Genomic DNA, 16,977 nt, shown 5'->3' on the forward strand with positions numbered 1-16,977 from the left:
CGAAATGAGTCATTGAGTCGGAGTTGGATCACATTTTATGTTCAAAACCATCTTTACCTTTCTGCGGCAACAGCTGCCGAAATTGAAACCCTCCTGGCCCCTGCTCTGTGTGGTGCTCTGGGTCGTCGCCCTCATCCTGGTGTGGTGGCTGGGGCCCAGTATCGAGATCCGTGGCGCCAAGCCGTTCGAGCCGCTGTGGGGGCGGGTGGTATTCACCCTGCTCTGGCTCTGGCTGATGCTGGGGGTTCTCTCCTGGCGCGTCTGGCGCAAGATGCAGCAACTCAAGGCCGAGCGCCAGCACGAGGTGGTGCTGGAGCAGGATCCGGTCAAAGGGCTCATCGACAAGCAGGCGCAGTTCCTGGATCGCTGGCTGCAGGCGTTGAATACCCATCTGGGCAAGGGCGCACTCTACGCCATGCCCTGGTATCTGGTGCTGGGGCTGCCCGGCAGCGGCAAGAGCAGCCTGATCCACAGAGCCAACCCGGCCAACAAGCTCAACCCCAGACTCGACACCGAACTGAGGGACGTAGCGCAGGAACAGCTCGTCGACTGCTGGCTGGGGGAGCAGGCGGTGATGCTGGATCCTGCCGGCGAGCTCTTTTCTCAATCCGAACCCGAGCTGGATCCGCAAGCCCGCAAGCACGAGCGGCTCTGGCTGCACCTGCTGAACTGGCTCAACGAACACCGTCGCCGCCAGCCTCTCAACGGCCTGGTGCTGACCGTGGATCTGGCCTGGCTCTCCCACGCCAGCGTGGCCGAGCGCAAGGCTTATGCCCAGCTGATGCGCTCCCGCCTGCAGGAGGTGTCGGCCACCATGAACACCCGGCTGCCGCTCTATGTCACCTTCACCAAGCTCGACTTGCTGCGCGGCTTTGACGTGGTTTATGAGCAGCTCGACAAGGAGGCCCGCGAGGCTGTGTTGGGGGTGACCTTCAACCCGAGCGACAGCCAGGGCAAATCCTGGCAGCAGGAGCTGGCCCTGTTCTGGGACCAGTGGGTGGACAACCTCAACCAGAATCTGCCCGAGCTGATGCTGGCCCGGCTCGATGCCGCCCAGCGCAACGCCCTGTTCTCGTTTGTGCGTCAACTGGCGGGACTGAAAGATTACGTGACCAGCCTGCTCGACGAGACCCTGGCCATCGAGGAGAGCAAGCCGCTGCTGGTGCGCGGCGTCTATATCAGCTCCGTCTATCAGCAGGGGGTGCCGTTCGATGCGTTTGCCCAGGCGGCGTCCCGTCGCTACAACCTGCCCGAGCCCATTCACTCGGCCCTGCGCGGGGAGTCCAATACCTATTTTGTGCGCAAGCTCTTCTCCACCATCATCTTCCCCGAGGCCCATCTGGCCGGGGAGAACCGGTTGCACACCCTCTATCGCCGTCGCCGCATGGCCATTGGTCTGGGTTGTCTGTCGCTGTTTTCGGCGGCACTTATCGGTGGTTGGCACTACTTCTACCGGGTCAACGAAGAGGCGGGCCGCAACGTATTGACCAAGGCCCAGGCCTTCATGGAGACCAACGAGGTGGCTGATGAACATGCCTTCGGGGTGAGCCAGCTGCCGCGCCTGAACCTTATCCGCGAGGCGACCCTCTCCTTTGGTAACTACCGTGAACGCACCCCGCTGGTGGCCGACCTTGGCCTCTACCAGGGGGACGAGATTGGCCCTTATGTGGAAGGATCCTATCTGCAACTGCTGAGCCTGCGTTTTCTGCCGGCCCAGATGCAGGGGCTGTTGGCGGATCTCGAGCAGGCACCGGCTGGCAGCGAGGAGAAGCTCTCCATCCTGCGGGTGATGCGGATGCTGGACGATGCGTCGGGTCGCAACAAGGAGCTGGTGGCGCAGTACATGGCCAGCCGCTGGCAGCAGGCTTTCCCGGGGCAGGGTGCGGTGCAGGAGCAGCTGATGGGGCACCTGGATTACGCCCTCGACCACACCGACTGGTACGGTGCCCGGGCAGCCCGTGATCCGGCCGCCATCACCGCCTTCGTGCCGTTCAAGGAGCCTGTCTATGGTGCCCAGCGTGAACTGGGCAAATTGCCGATGTATCAGCGGGTTTATCAGAATCTGGTGGTGAAGGCGGGCGATGTATTGCCGCCGGATCTCAATGTGCGTGACGAGGTGGGCCCCACCTTCGATGCCGTGTTTGACCTGCGCAGCGACAACGCCGGTCAGGTGCCACGGTTGCTGACCTGGCCCGGTTTCAACGACTTCTTCCTCAAGCAGGACAAGGCGCTGATCGATCTCACCGCCATGGATGCCTGGGTGCTGGGCCAGCGCAAGCTGAGCCAGTTGAGCGAGGCCGATCGCAAGGAGATCGCCCGTCAGGTTAACGATCGCTATGTCACCGACTACGTCAACCAGTGGCAGAAGTTGCTGACCAACCTGGATGTGCAGACCCTGGAGAGCCCCGAGCAGGCGCTCGACGTGCTCTCTGCCATCACAGGCAACGATCAGCCGTTCCAGCGGGTGCTGGCCTCGTTGGATGACAACACCCGTATTCGCAAGGTCTCCGACGTGGAAGGGGATCCGGCCCAGGCCATCACGGCCCGCATCGGGCGTCCCTTCATGGCCACCAACGCCGTCCTCGGTGGGCGTGGCGAGCAGGGGCCGCTCATTCAGGAGGTCAATCAGAAGCTGGTGGAGTTGCAGCACTATCTGGAGCTCATCGTCAACGCTACCGAGCCGGGTCAATCGGCTCTCAAGGCGGTGCAACTGCGTCTGACCAACAAGTACGCCGATCCCGTGTTCGCCCTGCAGCAGTATGCCCGCAGCCTGCCGGCCCCGCTGGATCGCTGGGTGGGTCAGCTCTCCGAGCAGAGTTCGCGCTTGGTGATTGATCTTGCCATGTCGTCCCTCAATCAGGAGTGGCAGGACAAGGTGCTGGCCCCCTTCAACAGCCAGCTGGCCGGTCGCTATCCGTTCGATCCGGGCTCAGCCAAGGATGTGCCGCTCTCCGAGATGGAGCGCTTCTTTGCGCCGGGCGGCACCCTGGACAGCTTCTATCAGGTCAATCTCAAACCCATGGTAGAGAGCGGTCTGATGGAGGGAGAGTTCAGCTCGCCCATGCAGGCCGAGCTGGTCAAGCAGCTGGATAGAGCCGCCCGCATCCGCCAGATCTTCTTCAGCCAGCAGGGCAACCTGGAGGTGCAGTTCGCCCTCGAGCCCATCGAGCTCACCGCCAACAAGCGGCGCAGCGTGCTGAACCTGGATGGCCAGTTGCTGGAGTACGCCCATGGCCGTCGCACCAAGATCCCGCTGGTGTGGCCCAACACCATGCGTGACGGGGCCGAGAGCAAGATAACCCTGGTGCCGGCTGCCCGCGAACGGTCACCGCGCAGCGAAGGCTTCGTCGGCCCCTGGGCCATGTTCCGCCTGATGGACAAGGGGGAGCTGACCCAGGTCAATGAGGCGACCTTCGATGTGCGCTTCCCGGTGGATCAGGGGGCCATGACCTATCGCGTCTATACCGATAGCGCGCAGAACCCCTTCACCGGTGGCCTGTTCAGCCAGTTCAGATTGCCTGGATCCCTCTATTGATCATGTCGGGGGGACACAGAGCCCCCCGCATTTTGGAACCGAATATGTCACAGAATCAACAAGGTCAGCAGGCGCTGAAAGTGGGGCGTGACCCCAGAATGCTGCCGGAATACGAAGCGCTGCGCAGCGAAATCAACAAGCTTAGCCATGCCTCACGCCCCGAGGTGGACTGGCGCAAGATCCATCAGCTCGCCAGCCTTATCTTCGAAAAGCACGGGGTGGATCTGCAGACCGCCATCTACTTCACCCTGGCGCGCTCGCGCTTGCAGGGGCTGAGCGGCTTCACCGAAGGGTGTGAGTTTCTGGCCAACCTGATCGTGACCCAGTGGGAGAGCTTCTGGCCACCGGTGCATCAGGAGCGGGCCCGCATCGAGATGCTCGACTGGTTCATTGCCCGCATCAGTGACGTGGTCCGCCAGTACCAGATCAGCCATGAAGACAAGCGACTGATCTACCGCTGCGAGCGGGCGCTGCAACTTATCAGCGAGAAGCTGCACAACGCGGGCTTAAGCCGCATTCCCCGGGTCGAGAACCTGGTGCACTTTATCGAGGGCTACACCCATCTGTTCGATGAGACCGAGATCGTCATCGTTTCCGATGAGCCCGGCCTCAAGGAGGAACTGCAGATCCCGCCCATGGTCTTCTTCAAATCCGACATGGATAGCGATCACGGCGCCTCTGCCGGGGCGGCGACCTCGCACCTGCCTCAGGGCAGCATTCTGGTGGGACGAGAAAAGGGACAGATGAAGCCGACCGTGCTCAAGATTGAGCAGCATCGCCGGCAGCGGCCCGCCTGGTTCTGGTTTGGTTGTGGCCTGCTTAGCTGCGCCCTGCCTGTGATGGGCTGGCTCGGCTGGCAACATCAGCAGCAGGAGAAAACAGTGGCAGCCCAGCGTCTGCAACAACCGGCCGCCGAGCTGCCGCGAGCACTCAGTTATGACGACATTCGCCAGGCGCGCATTGTGCTGGGGGAGCAGACCCTGCAGGGCATGGAGAGCGAACTGGTGGCCCGTTATCAGAGCCAGCTTGTCCGGTTGGAGCAGGCCTCGCCGCTCTACTGGTATCGCTATGGGGAGGGGCTTCGCAGCTCGCTGCAGATGATCTATCCCGACTCGCTGGCGGTCAAGGCACTGGACAAGCAGTGGCAAACGCTGCTTGCCGGTCAGCAGGGGGATGCCATCAGCATGCCGACCTATCTGGATGCCCGCGCCGGGGTGGATGCCCTGCTCGATCAGTTGCTGGAACTGGAGCGCCAGCGCAAGACGGTGACCATCTCTTACCTCAAGTCCCAGCTCTACGAGGTGCAGAAGAACCTGATGCAGAACATCCCGTTCAGCCTGCGTCTTGGCGAGTTGGAGGCGAGGAAGGCCTCCCGGGAGCCCATCACGGCAGCCGAATTGAAAAGCCTGGAAAATGACCTGAAAGCGCTCAATATCCGGCTCTATCAGTTGCAACAGGGCGCTGAAGGTAGTTGATAATGCTGCCTTGAGCAATGAATTGCGCAGTGGTTAGCGAATATGGCTGGTAGAGCAAGATTTGCCGTGTTGTTTGCCCTGTCTTGCGCAATTCATTGCAGTAACGCCGCTCAACGGCGCGAGTCGTTAGTATAACTTACTGATTTTAAACGTTATTAATGGCGGTTCAGCCATGGCATGGAGACTGCTAGGTCGCTACCCCTGGTGTCTCTGCGCCCCGGCTCATGATGGTGAGCCTGCGCCATGGCGGGCGCCCCAACGGCGGCCCCTTGCCCACACGGAGAATTTATATGTGCCCTTCTATTGCATTGCTCGGTGACATTGGCACCGACCACGATGGGTTCCACCCATCCCCCGTGATTGCCGCTAGCCCGGACGTCTTTCTCGATGGCAAACCGGTGGCCCGGCAGGGTGATCCGCTGGCCCCTCACGACAAACCCAACAATCCTCCCCATCCACGCAGCATCTCGGGGGGCGTCGGCTCCGTTTTGGTCAACGGCAAACCCATCGCCGTGACCGGCACCGGCATAGGTTGCGGTGGCGTAGTGATTGGTTCGGGTAGCGGACAGGCAGGTTAAGGAACAGCGTTATGGCAGACAGCACAGGATTACAATTTACCGTCAAGGTAGGGGCCTTGCCCGAGACCACCTTCGTGGTGGCCGAGTTTGCGCTGGAAGAGGCACTGAACGGGCCGTTCCAGTTGCGATTGGAATTGGCGAGCCCGGAGCCTGACGTCGACGTTGGCGCCGTGCTTGACCAGCCGTGCGAGCTGATGGTGTGGTACCACGGCGAGCTGCAACGGCGGGTATGCGGGGTAGTGAGCGACTTTGCGCAAGGGGACAGCGGCTTTCGCCGCACCCGCTATCAGCTGCGGGTGCAGCCGGCGCTGTGGCGACTCTCGCTTCGCCAAAACTCCCGTATCTTCCAGGCGCAAAAGCCTGACGAAATCCTCTCCATTTTGCTGCAAGAGCACGGCATCACCGATTACGCCTTTGCCCTGAAAAATGAGCATGCCCAGCGGGAATACTGCGTTCAGTATCGCGAGACCGACCTCGACTTCTTGAACCGTTTGGCCGCCGAAGAGGGGCTGTTCTACTTTCACGAATTCGAGCAAGGCAAACATCGCATCGTGTTTGCCGACGATGCGGCGGCATTAACAGCTGGCCCCGAGCTGTTCTTCAACCTCGGCAACCGTTCTCTGGAACAGGGCGCCTATGTGCGCCAGTTCCACTACCGCGAATCGGTGCGCACCTCGGATGTAGAGCTCAAGGACTACAGCTTCAAGACCCCGGCTTATGGCCTCTCCCAGAAGAAAATGGGGGCTGAGCTCGAGCACCAGCGTGACACTTACCAGCACTTTGACTATCCGGGCCGCTACAAGCAGGACGGCAGTGGCAAGGCGTTTGCCCAGCACCGCCTCGATGCGCTGCGCAATGACGCGGTCAGCGGCAGTGGCAAGTCCAACAGCGCAGCCCTCTTGCCGGGCCAGACATTTTCACTCACCGAACACCCGAACGGCAGCCTCAATACCGACTGGCAAATCGTCCGTATCCGCCACACCGGTGAACAGCCGCAGGCGCTCGAAGAGGAAGGGGGCAGCGGCCCGACCGTCTACCACAACGAATTTGGCGTGGTCAAAGCGAGCACCACTTGGCGCGCCCGCATCGGCAGCCCCGAGGCACCCCACAAGCCCATGGTGGATGGCCCGCAAATCGCGATAGTGGTGGGCCCGGAGGGGGAGGAGATTTACTGCGACGAGCATGGCCGGGTAAAACTGCAGTTCCCGTGGGACAGATATGGCAGCTCCAACGACCAGAGCTCCTGCTGGGTGCGGGTGAGTCAGGGCTGGGCGGGCGGTCAATATGGCATGATGGCCATCCCGCGTATCGGCCACGAAGTCATCGTGAGTTTCCTGGAAGGGGACCCCGACCAGCCCATCGTCACCGGTCGCACCTTCCACGCCACCAACCGACCGCCTTACGAGCTGCCCGCCAACAAGACCCGCACCGTGCTGCGCACCGAGACCCATCAGGGCGAGGGCTTCAACGAGCTGCGTTTTGAAGACCAGGCGGGGCAGGAAGAGATTTACATCCACGGTCAGAAAGACCTGAACGTGCTTATCGAGAACGATGCGGCCTGGCATATCAAGCATGACCAGCACACCGACATCGACAACGAGCGGGTGACCCGCATCAAGGCCAACGACCACCTGACTGTGGAGGGCGAGAAGCGCGACCAGATCAAGGCCGACTATTCGCTGACGGTGGATGCATCGCTTCACCAGAAGATTGCACAGGCACTGTTGGTGGAAGCGGGGCAAGAGGTGCACATCAAGGTGGGCGACAAGCTGGTGCTGGAAGCCGGGGCTGAAATCACCCTCAAGGGCGGCAGCAGCTTTGTGAAAGTCGACCCGAGTGGCATCAAGCTGGTCGGCTCCGCCATCAAGCTCAATGCGGGCGGCGGCGCAGGATCAGGCTCCGGCTGGGCGGGTCAGGTGCCCGTTATCCCCAAAGGTGTGGAAGTGGTCAAGGCTCCCGAACTGGTTGAGCTCATCAAGGCCATCCCCACCGAGAAAGCGATGGAGGCGCTCTTGAAAGAAGAGAAGCCTGGCGCGTTCTACCTCTTTTCTGAATAAGGAAACAGCATGAAGTTTGCATTTCCCATCCTCACCGCCAAAGGGGAAGAGTTCAAGGACGTCAAGGCGCTGACGGCGCTGATCAATGGCGAGCAATCGGGTCACTATCTTCTTGGCAACCACAACAAGTGGCATGGCGGCATTCATATTAGCGACAAGAGTGCCCCTTGGTGCAAGGATAAGTACCCCGTCAGAGCCATTGCCGATGGCAAGGTGGTGGCATTCCGGATGATGAAGGATTACCTGACCTCTGAATTTCAGGGGGAGACCTTACGTTATTCCAACTGCTTCTGCTTGGTACAGCACGAATACTGTGAGATCAATGCAGAAACTAAAGCGAAAAACGAGTTCACCTTTTATTCGCTCTATATGCACCTGCTGCCTTGGGATAAGTACCAAAGCGCCGAGAAACTGGTGCTAAAAAAGGGTTGGAATGCGCGCAACTCCGTACCCCATGCCAATCCCGATGCCGAGCAGCAGCGAATTGATGCCGCCTTGCCTCGTTTCACGTTGCCCAAGGATACCGAACTGGAGATGGACAGCAGCACGCCATCCCAAAAGGGGAGTGTGGGGGGCAAGGAGTATGATTTCATCAAGGTGACCATCAAGAGCAAGCTCTCCAATGCCCAGATGAAGGAGGCCGAGAAGGCGGGCGTATTGGTCAGTGAGGGAAGCTCGGTCTGGATCGCTAATAGCCCGGATGCCGTGACCTATATCAAGCCCAATTTGCCGACCTGGCTCTACGACCAGATTGACGCTGAATTACTGACCAATATGGCCGGTCGAGCAGACCCGATTTCGGATGACAAAAGTGGTCGTTTGATGGCTGGTAACAAAAGTGTTTCTCTGCCAGCCGGAACCAAGTTGCAGTATGATGCCCACCAACTCGAATTCCATTGGATTGGTGAAAAAGCACGCAAGATGGCGAGATGTGAATATGTGACTCCAAGTGCAGACGGTGCTGTGGGTAGTTGCGGAATGGTATGGGTATGTGTTGAAGACGAATTTATCAAGGTAAATGCGCGTACACCTTCCCATCTTGGCGAGCTATATGTGTTGCCATCTCCCGTGGCTATCGCGGCGGGTGAGACCATAGGTTACCTCGGTCTGGTGGAAACGCCGGGCTCCCTGATTGGGGGCAAGAAGAGCAAGCATCAAGTCCATCTTGAGGTGTTCACTCAGGATCCCCGTCTGGATGATGTGCTGGCCAACAAGGCGGGAACGAAAGGTGGTGCCAACTATGCCAAAGTACCTGCCGATTTAATCCTGCATGAGAAGAAAAGTGAGGAAGGTAAATCCAAGTGGGTGGCAACCAAGGACTAAAGCCAGGAAGTGCTGGTTGAATCGCCCAAGCTGGAAAAGGATGCTGCAAAGCAGGAGTGGGTCTGCATTTCCTCAGATAAATATGTCAAGAAAGAGCAAGTCGAGTTATTGAGTCAGCATGATTGGCTGAAGATTGGTTTTAAAAAGGTCGATGGTTCAGGCTCCGACGGCTATCTGGATCCCGATGCACCTCCAACCTTTTTTACCGATCTGGTCAAGAGCTTTGATGCCGATGGCAATGGCGAACTTAGCAGTGAAGAGATACAGGCCGCTCTACAAAATAGCGGTAATGCCGACCAACTTCACAAGCTTATCGTCAAGCACCCCAGCGAATGGTATGAAAAATCGTCAGCCAGTAGTTATCAATGGCTGGATAAATTGATGACAAAAATTGGTTTGCCTGACTTTGATTTATTAGTTGACCATGAGAAACAGCGCATCGATAAGCTGGAGTGGATGAAGAGTGCAGCAAAATTAAAGCTGGAGCAGGAGGTCTGGCATTTTTATCCATTAACATTCGTGCCTCAAAAAGGTAACCAATGCTTGTGTGGGCGAGATATTGAACTGAAACACCTAGAAATTGCAATCGAAGGAAAAGCTTCAGTGGAAAGCTTGTTTTCTCGGTCAGCATATACGGGTGTAGCAGGCGTTTCTACAGATGTTTTCCTCAAAGAGCTTAATGCTGCCATGAATTTCTTCGGCGTTTCTACATGTCTTGATAAAATACATTTCTTGGCTCAGTGCCTTGTCGAGACTGATTTTTTTAGAACTACGGAAGAATATAAAAATAAAAACGGCTCTACACCATCTAAGTGGGATGACTATGGTGGTGGTAGCTTCTACCATGGTCGAGGTCTAATACAGATAACGCATAAAAAAAATTACGAAAAATATTTATCTTCAATTAATCAGTTGCCTATTGATAATGACAAGGTGGATATGCTCGCAAGTAAAATTCATCACGCAGTGTATTCTGCAGTGTGGTATTGGGTTTCTGGTTCTGCATGGGGTGATATAAGAGGATTCACCAAGAACAACGATTTCTTGAAAGTAACGATTGCTGTAAATGGTGGCTTTAATCATGTAAAAGAGCGAAATGAGTCACTGCTGAGACTAAGCAGAAGCATAAATTGTAGCAATGTGGATTTCTCTAAATTAAAATTCTCAAAATTTGAGTTTTCTCAAAGTGCACTTAAAGATTCTAAATGGTATGACTCAAATAAAGATGGTTCAATGGTTAGGAAAGCAAAAAAAGATCTGGAGTCGGTTAATGAATAACTTTTCGAAATGTTTTTTATTGGTGTTTTGTGGTCTTGTGCCCACATGGGCATACTCCGTTGAGGATTGTTCTGATGAGCTTTTTTATCAAGTTGATACCAATGTTGAAAATGGTGAGCCAATTAGTGTTCTCTCGATAAAGTATAAGGAGGAGGTGCGAACGTTTACAGTTCCATTTACCGCGGAAACTAGTTCATGTAAAAAAATAAATAATGATGGGCTTATCAAGATTACTGTTCCTGCTGATAGGCCGAGATTAAAGGTAGTATATTATTTTGATGTTGCTGGAAAATTTAATTATGTAGGTAGTGCATCTATCACAACAAGCTCAGGCGAGGAGCGAGTAAGTGGTATTGGTGAAATAAATAAAGGTAATGGGATTGCTGCCGTTAATTTGGAAGGGGTAGTAAGTGAAGACGCTTCTATCATAAGCAAAATTATAAATATTCCTTATAGTCATGCAAGCAATAAAGTGTCTCACTTATACAGTGAGATGCGATATATTGAGATAGATGCATTGTCAGAAAGTACTGGCAACAAAATTTGTGACAGTGAAGATCGTGTGTTTTATTATTGCAAGACAAAATCAGGGAAAGTTCTGAATTTATGCTACTCTCCTTTTTCAGGAGATATAACGTATAATTATGGTAAGCAGGGGAGCGAATTATCTCTGAATGACTTTTCATTAATAGGTGAAACGTTCAGTTTTAAGAATAAAAATACGATGTACAACGTGTCTCCTGCTAAAGGAGAAATATCAGTTATTCAAAATGGTAAGCAGTTATCTGTAATTTCGTGTATATGATGGCCATTGTTAATGGAATCCGAGGCCGGATAGCTGTTCTCCAACCCATTGGTTGTACAGATCGAGTTATCACCTGACATCGACTTCAAACCGGTGTTGTATGGAGACCAGTTGGTGATGTGGTGAAGAAATATTCTGGGACACCCACCTTCCTGAGCAAGGCGTTGTTTGGCCTGTTATCACCGCAGTCGCTTTTTAAAGATCAGGGATGACAGCTGGGGGAGGTAACTCCCCCAGCGAGATTGCCTCCCTCTATGCCTTTATCGAGAAGATCAACAGTCTCAAGAGCGGCACCTTCCTGATTGGTCGCAACCGCATATGGCACGGTGGCATCCACCTCACTGAGAAAGGGGGCTGGCACCCGAGCGGCGCTGTACGCGCCATTGCGGACGGGGAAATCGTGGCCTACCGGCTAGCGACCACACCGGCCAAGGCGACCCGCAGCCCCGAGGAGGGCAAGCCAGGGCAAGACCTAGAGAGGGCGGCAGCGGCCCGACCGTCTACCACAACGAATTTGGCGTAGTGAAAGCGAGTACCACCTGGCGCGCCCGCATCGGCAGCCCCGAGGCGCCCCACAAGCCAATGGTCGACGGCCCGCAAATCGCCAGCGTGGTTGGGCCTGAAGGGGAGGAGATTCACTGCGACGAGCATGGCCGGGTAAAACTGCAATTCCCGTGGGACCGCTACGGCAGCTCCAACGACCAGAGCTCCTGCTGGGTGCGGGTGAGTCAGGGCTGGGCAGGCGGCCAGTACGGCATGATGGCCATCCCGCGTATCGGCCATAAGGTCATCGTGAGCTTTTTGGAAGGGGACCCCGACCAGCCCATCGTCACCGGTCGCACCTTCCACGCCACCAACCGGCCACCTTACGAGCTGCCCGCCAACAAGACCCGTACCGTGCTGCGCACCGAGACCCATCAGGGTGAAGGCTTCAACGAGCTGCGCTTTGAAGACCTGGCGGGGCAGGAAGAGATTTATATCCACGGTCAGAAAGACCTGAACGTGCTTATCGAGAACGACGCTGCTTGGCACATCAAGCATGACCAGCACACCGACATCGACAACGAGCGGGTGACTCGCATCAAGGCCAACGACCACCTGACGGTGGAGGGTGAGAAGCGCGACCACATCAAGGCTGACTATTCGCTGACCGTGGATGCATCGCTTCACCAGAAGATTGCACAGGCACTGTTGGTGGAAGCGGGGCAAGAGGTGCACATCAAGGTGGGCGACAAGCTGGTGCTGGAAGCCGGAGCTGAAATCACCCTCAAGGGCGGCAGCAGCTTTGTGAAAGTCGACCCGAGTGGCATCAAGCTGGTCGGCCCCGCCATCAAGCTCAATGCGGGCGGCGGCGCAGGATCAGGCTCCGGCTGGGCGGGTCAGGTGCCCGTTATCCCCAAAGGGGTGGAAGTGGTCAAGGCTCCCGAGTTGGTCGAGCTCATCAAGGCCATCCCCACCGAGAAAGCGATGGAGGCGCTCTTGAAAGAAGAGAAGCCTGGCGCGTTCTACCTCTTTTCTGAATAAGGAAACAGCATGAAGTTTGCATTTCCCATCCTCACCGCCAAAGGGGAAGAGTTCAAGGACGTCAAGGTGCTGACGGCGCTGATCAATGGCGAGCAATCGGGTCACTATCTTCTTGGCAACCACAACAAGTGGCATGGCGGCATTCATATTAGCGACAAGAGTGCCCCTTGGTGCAAGGATAAGTACCCCGTCAGAGCCATTGCCGATGGCAAGGTGGTGGCATTCCGGATGATGAAGGATTATCTGAGCTCTGAATTTCAGGGGGAGTCCTTACGTTATTCCAACTGTTTCTGCTTGGTACAGCACGAATATTGTGAGATCAATGCAGAAACTAAAGCGAAAAACGAGTTCACCTTTTATTCGCTCTATATGCACCTGCTGCCTTGGGATAAGTACCAAAGCGCCGAGAAACTGGTGCTAAAAAAGGGTTGGAATGCGCGCAATTCCGTACCCCATGCCAATCCCGATGCCGAGCAGCAGCGAGTTGATGCCGCCTTGCCTCGTTTCACGTTGCCCAAGGATACCGAACTGGAGATGGACAGCAGCACGCCATCCCAAAAGGGGAGTGTCGGGGGCAAGGAGTATGATTTCATCAAGGTGACCATCAAGAGCAAGCTCTCCAATGCTCAGATGAAGGATGCCGAGAAGGCGGGCGTATTGGTCAGTGAGGGAAGCTCGGTCTGGATCGCTAATAGTCCGGATGCCGTGACCTATATCAAGCCCAATTTGCCGACCTGGCTCTACGACCAGATTGACGCTGAATTACTGACCAATATGGCCGGTCGAGCAGACCCGATTTCGGATGACAAAAGTGGTCGCTTGATGGTTGGCAGTGACAACGTCTCACTGCCAGCCGGCACTAAGTTGCAGTATGATGCCCACCAACTCGAATTCCATTGGGTAGGTGACAAAGCACGCAAGATGGCGAGATGTGAATATGTGACTCCAAGTGCAGACGGTGCTGCGGGTAGTTGCGGAATGGTATGGGTATGTGTTGAAGATGAATTTATCAAGGTAAATGCGCGTACACCTTCCCATCTTGGCGAGCTATATGTGTTGCCATCTCCCGTGGCCATTGCCGCAGGTGAGACCATAGGTTACCTCGGTCTGGTGGAAACGCCGGGCTCCCTGATTGGGGGCAAGAAGAGTAAGCATCAAGTCCATCTTGAGGTGTTCACCCAGGATCCCCGTCTGGATGATGTTCTGGCCAACAAGGCGGGAACGAAAGGTGGCGCTACCTATGCCAAAGTACCTGCTGATTTAATCCTTCATGAGAAGAAAAGTGAGGAAGGTAAATCCAAGTGGGTAGCGACCAAAGACAAATGCCAGGAAGTGCTGGTTGAATCACCCAAGCTGGAAAAGGATGCAGCAAAGCAGGAGTGGGTCTGCGTTTCCTCAGATAAATATGTCAAGAAAGAGCAAGTCGAGTTATTGAGTCAGCATGATTGGCTGAAGATCGGTTTTAAAAAGGTCGATGGTTCAGGCTCCGACGGCTATCTGGATCCCGATGCACCTCCAACCTTTTTTACCGATCTGGTCAAGAGCTTTGATACCGATGGCAATGGCGAACTTAGCAGTGAAGAGATACAGGCGGCCCTGCAAAACAGCAGCAATGCAGACCAACTTCACAAGCTTATTGTTAAGCATCCCAGCGAATGGTATGAAAAATCGTCAGCCAGTAGTTATCAATGGCTGGATAAATTGATGACAAAAATTGGTCTGCCTGATTTTGACCAGTTGGTGGATCATGAAAAACAGCGCATCGATAAGCTGGAGTGGATGCAGAGTGCTGCCAAGTTGAATCTTGAAAAGGAGGTTTGGCATTTATATCCATTATCCATGGCACTTTCTACAAATAGTATATGTTCGTGTGACAGAGATTTGTCCACGCAAGAACTGATGAATATCATAGAGAAACTTCGTCAAGTCGATGGCATTCCATCTAAAGATCTATTCAATGACTCAAGATGTACCCTTGATGTAGCCGATCGTACATATGAACGTTTAGCTTTTGAAATGAATGCCACCTTTAGAAAGTATAATATATCGACTTGTATCAGGAGGATACACTTCATAGCGCAAGCATTTCATGAAACTGATCGCTTTAGAACAACGACAGAATATAACGCTGGAAGTAAGCCATATGCCCCCCATATTGGTAGGGGCGTGTTACAGCTAACACATAGAAGTAATTATAAGCTTTATGATGCCTATAGTAATAAGGGGATATTGTCTGATATAAATAAGGTTAGTAATAGCTTGGAAATTAGTGTTGATTCGGCAGGATGGTTCTGGCGTAGAGGAAAAGTACTTAGTACTTCTGACACTTGGAGACCATCCTCATCCGATTCAATAGTATCACCGTATAGCGATACTATTTTGATAAAAAAAGAGTTGATATCTATTGTATTCAGTGATGGTAGTAAATCAAAATATGGAACTTTTGATTTAGGGATTCTTGCTGATGGTGATTATACAGATGTAATTAGCTATCTCGTCAATGGCGGTTCAAACGGGCTATTGGAAAGAAGATCTTATGTGAAAACGCTCAAGGAAATATTTAAATATGAACAATGTGAAAATAAAAAATAAAAGTTTTATAATATGGTTGGTTACATCGCTTATGATGTCACAATCAGTGCTTTCCAACATTTTGGCGCCTGAATTTTCTGACGGAAAATCTTATTTAATTGATATTGACAAGAATGGTGTCAAGGAGAAAGTTATTACAGAGGAAAACGGAGAGCTATTATATATAATAAATCCCTCTGTGAAAGGTTATGTAAAAGGTTCTAATTTAACTGTTGATGGGTATACTGTCTTTGATAGAGTCACCGAATTACCTAATAATGAGAAAGGATTTCTTATTATTAATCGGGGGGGTAATTTTGGTGCATATATTATAAATACGGTGTCATTAGTCAATGGGAAGTACATTTTGACTAAAGTTTCAGCAGAGTCAGAGAATAACATTGATGGAATACTATTCAGTAAAGTAAATTGTGAGTTAAGGCTGTCTATTCCATTCGAAAATATTTCCCCCAGTGATGTTAAACAAGTTCTTCTCTCACCCGATGAGAGCGATTTTTCTAAGCAGTGCAATGAGACTAAAAAATCTTACTTCATGCTTTCAGAATTAGAGTCTCTGACAAAATCAGGGAAAATATCATGGACTACTCAAGCAGCAGAATATTTCATTAATAGCAATGATGTCACTAAGGATAATGTTGTCACATACAACAATATTGCATATTATATTTTCGAATCATCTAAAAATAATCCAGCCTCATTGTATTTATTAGATAAAATTCTGCATAAATTTCCTGATAGGGCAGTTGCACATTTAAACAAGGCAGACTATTTAGCTGCAAACTTTAAATGTAGAAAAGCTAAAGAGTCGTATGATAAATATATTTTTTTGATGACGAGTAATGGTAAAGAAAACAGAATACCGAAGAGAGTTATTGATTACCAAGATAAAAATGAATGCCAATAGACCGTGGAAGCCTAGATAACTAGATGATTTTATTTAATTGTGACTCATGTACTGATATTATATTGAAGTAAATATATAGATATATTATACAGATCTAGTTATCACCTGACACCGGCCTCAGTCTGGTGTCTTTTTCACTAACTGGTATTAATTAATGATACGGGGGCTGATTAGTAAGCGTAATCAAGTCTGCTTAATCACTTTATAGATGTGGAATGTTTTTAAGCTTTAATATGTATTCTGGTTTTATTATCACGTTCCTGTCATAGTTCGCTAATTGACAGGCTTAGTATTGTCAATGAGTATCCTATACTTTAGGAAAGTATCAGTGATGAGATGTGTGTTCTGTCTATGTGTGAGGGGTAAAATAAATTATGCTGCGTTCCCGATGCAGAGTAGCAGCGTGCCAATGTCGCCTTGCCCCAGTTTACGCTACCCAAGGATACCGAACTGGAGAGAGCTCCCCAATGCCCAGATAAAAGAGGCCGAAAAGGTCGGTGAGGGGAGCTCGGTCTGGCTCGCTAATAGTCAGGATGCCATCACCTTTATCAAGTAATGGTGTAGCTAAAATAAAGATGGTTCAATTGTCAGGACAGCAAAAAAAGATCTGGAGTCGGTTAGTGAATAATTTTTCGAAATGTTTTTTATTAGCGTTTTGTGGTCTTGTGCCCACATGGGTATACGCCGTTGAGGATTGTTCTGATGAGCTTTATTATCAAGTTGATACCAACATTGAAAATGGTGAGCCAATTAGTGTTCTCTCGATAAAGTATAAGGAGGCTGTCTCTTGATCAGATCTTGATCCCCGAAGCCATCATCTCTTTGGCGGCAATAAAGCCGTCCAGTTTACTTTGCAGTGTTTGCCAGCCTTCCCAGAGTGAGCTCCAGCCTGCAATCCCTGTTCGC

10 protein-coding genes and 1 pseudogene are annotated in these 16,977 nt (G+C 52.7%); all 11 read left to right on the forward strand.

What is annotated here, in order from left to right:
* The first annotated feature begins 37 nt into the window (after window positions 1-37).
* A complete protein-coding gene (gene tssM / locus GWQ22_RS15095) occupies window positions 38-3,535 on the forward strand; it encodes a type VI secretion system membrane subunit TssM (RefSeq protein ID WP_275930814.1) in 3,498 nt (1,165 codons plus the stop codon).
* A 44-nt stretch (window positions 3,536-3,579) separates the two neighbouring features.
* Window positions 3,580-5,010, forward strand: coding sequence for a VasL domain-containing protein (locus GWQ22_RS15100; protein WP_275930815.1), 1,431 nt, complete (start codon window positions 3,580-3,582; stop codon window positions 5,008-5,010).
* 290 nt (window positions 5,011-5,300) lie between these two features.
* The gene (locus tag GWQ22_RS15105) at window positions 5,301-5,588 is read left to right on the forward strand and encodes a type VI secretion system PAAR protein (protein ID WP_108537081.1); all 288 of its coding nucleotides are present in this window, start codon (window positions 5,301-5,303) and stop codon (window positions 5,586-5,588) included.
* 11 nt (window positions 5,589-5,599) lie between these two features.
* Entirely contained in the window at window positions 5,600-7,645 is a 2,046-nt protein-coding gene (locus GWQ22_RS15110) for a type VI secretion system tip protein VgrG (RefSeq protein WP_275930816.1), read from the forward strand.
* 9 nt (window positions 7,646-7,654) lie between these two features.
* Window positions 7,655-8,968 (forward strand): hypothetical protein, encoded by a 1,314-nt coding sequence (locus GWQ22_RS15115; RefSeq protein WP_275930817.1) that lies wholly within the window; start codon window positions 7,655-7,657, stop codon window positions 8,966-8,968.
* A 9-nt stretch (window positions 8,969-8,977) separates the two neighbouring features.
* Complete coding sequence (locus tag GWQ22_RS15120; protein ID WP_275930818.1) at window positions 8,978-10,246, forward strand: hypothetical protein; 1,269 nt, start codon at window positions 8,978-8,980, stop codon at window positions 10,244-10,246.
* Window positions 10,239-11,051 (forward strand): hypothetical protein, encoded by an 813-nt coding sequence (locus GWQ22_RS15125; protein ID WP_275930819.1) that lies wholly within the window; start codon window positions 10,239-10,241, stop codon window positions 11,049-11,051. The genes GWQ22_RS15120 and GWQ22_RS15125 overlap by 8 nt, the downstream gene beginning before the upstream one ends.
* 208 nt (window positions 11,052-11,259) lie before the next feature.
* Entirely contained in the window at window positions 11,260-11,574 is a 315-nt protein-coding gene (locus GWQ22_RS15130) for a hypothetical protein (protein WP_275930820.1), read from the forward strand.
* A pseudogene (tssI, locus tag GWQ22_RS15135) lies at window positions 11,529-12,575 on the forward strand (type VI secretion system tip protein TssI/VgrG); the annotation flags it as partial. The gene GWQ22_RS15130 and the pseudogene tssI, both read left to right, overlap by 46 nt.
* A gap of 9 nt (window positions 12,576-12,584) precedes the next feature.
* The gene (locus GWQ22_RS15140; RefSeq protein WP_275930821.1) at window positions 12,585-15,167 is read left to right on the forward strand and encodes a hypothetical protein; all 2,583 of its coding nucleotides are present in this window, start codon (window positions 12,585-12,587) and stop codon (window positions 15,165-15,167) included.
* Window positions 15,142-16,071: a hypothetical protein gene (locus tag GWQ22_RS15145; RefSeq protein WP_275930822.1), complete on the forward strand. Its 930-nt coding sequence runs from the start codon at window positions 15,142-15,144 to the stop codon at window positions 16,069-16,071. Before GWQ22_RS15140 ends, GWQ22_RS15145 begins: the two co-directional genes overlap by 26 nt.
* Window positions 16,072-16,977 lie beyond the last annotated feature (906 nt).

Source organism: Aeromonas sp. 1HA1 (genome assembly GCF_029237385.1).
GTDB lineage: Bacteria > Pseudomonadota > Gammaproteobacteria > Enterobacterales > Aeromonadaceae > Aeromonas > Aeromonas popoffii.

What these genes read in the sequence shown, in the direction of transcription:
- tssM (WP_275930814.1), top strand. Translation starts at nt 38, where the DNA reads ATGTTCAAAACCATCTTTACCTTTCTGCGGCAACAGCTGCCGAAATTG.
- GWQ22_RS15100 (WP_275930815.1), top strand. Translation starts at nt 3,580, where the DNA reads ATGTCACAGAATCAACAAGGTCAGCAGGCGCTGAAAGTGGGGCGTGAC.
- GWQ22_RS15105 (WP_108537081.1), top strand. Translation starts at nt 5,301, where the DNA reads ATGTGCCCTTCTATTGCATTGCTCGGTGACATTGGCACCGACCACGAT.
- GWQ22_RS15110 (WP_275930816.1), top strand. Translation starts at nt 5,600, where the DNA reads ATGGCAGACAGCACAGGATTACAATTTACCGTCAAGGTAGGGGCCTTG.
- GWQ22_RS15115 (WP_275930817.1), top strand. Translation starts at nt 7,655, where the DNA reads ATGAAGTTTGCATTTCCCATCCTCACCGCCAAAGGGGAAGAGTTCAAG.
- GWQ22_RS15125 (WP_275930819.1), top strand. Translation starts at nt 10,239, where the DNA reads ATGAATAACTTTTCGAAATGTTTTTTATTGGTGTTTTGTGGTCTTGTG.
- GWQ22_RS15130 (WP_275930820.1), top strand. Translation starts at nt 11,260, where the DNA reads ATGACAGCTGGGGGAGGTAACTCCCCCAGCGAGATTGCCTCCCTCTAT.
- GWQ22_RS15140 (WP_275930821.1), top strand. Translation starts at nt 12,585, where the DNA reads ATGAAGTTTGCATTTCCCATCCTCACCGCCAAAGGGGAAGAGTTCAAG.
- GWQ22_RS15145 (WP_275930822.1), top strand. Translation starts at nt 15,142, where the DNA reads ATGAACAATGTGAAAATAAAAAATAAAAGTTTTATAATATGGTTGGTT.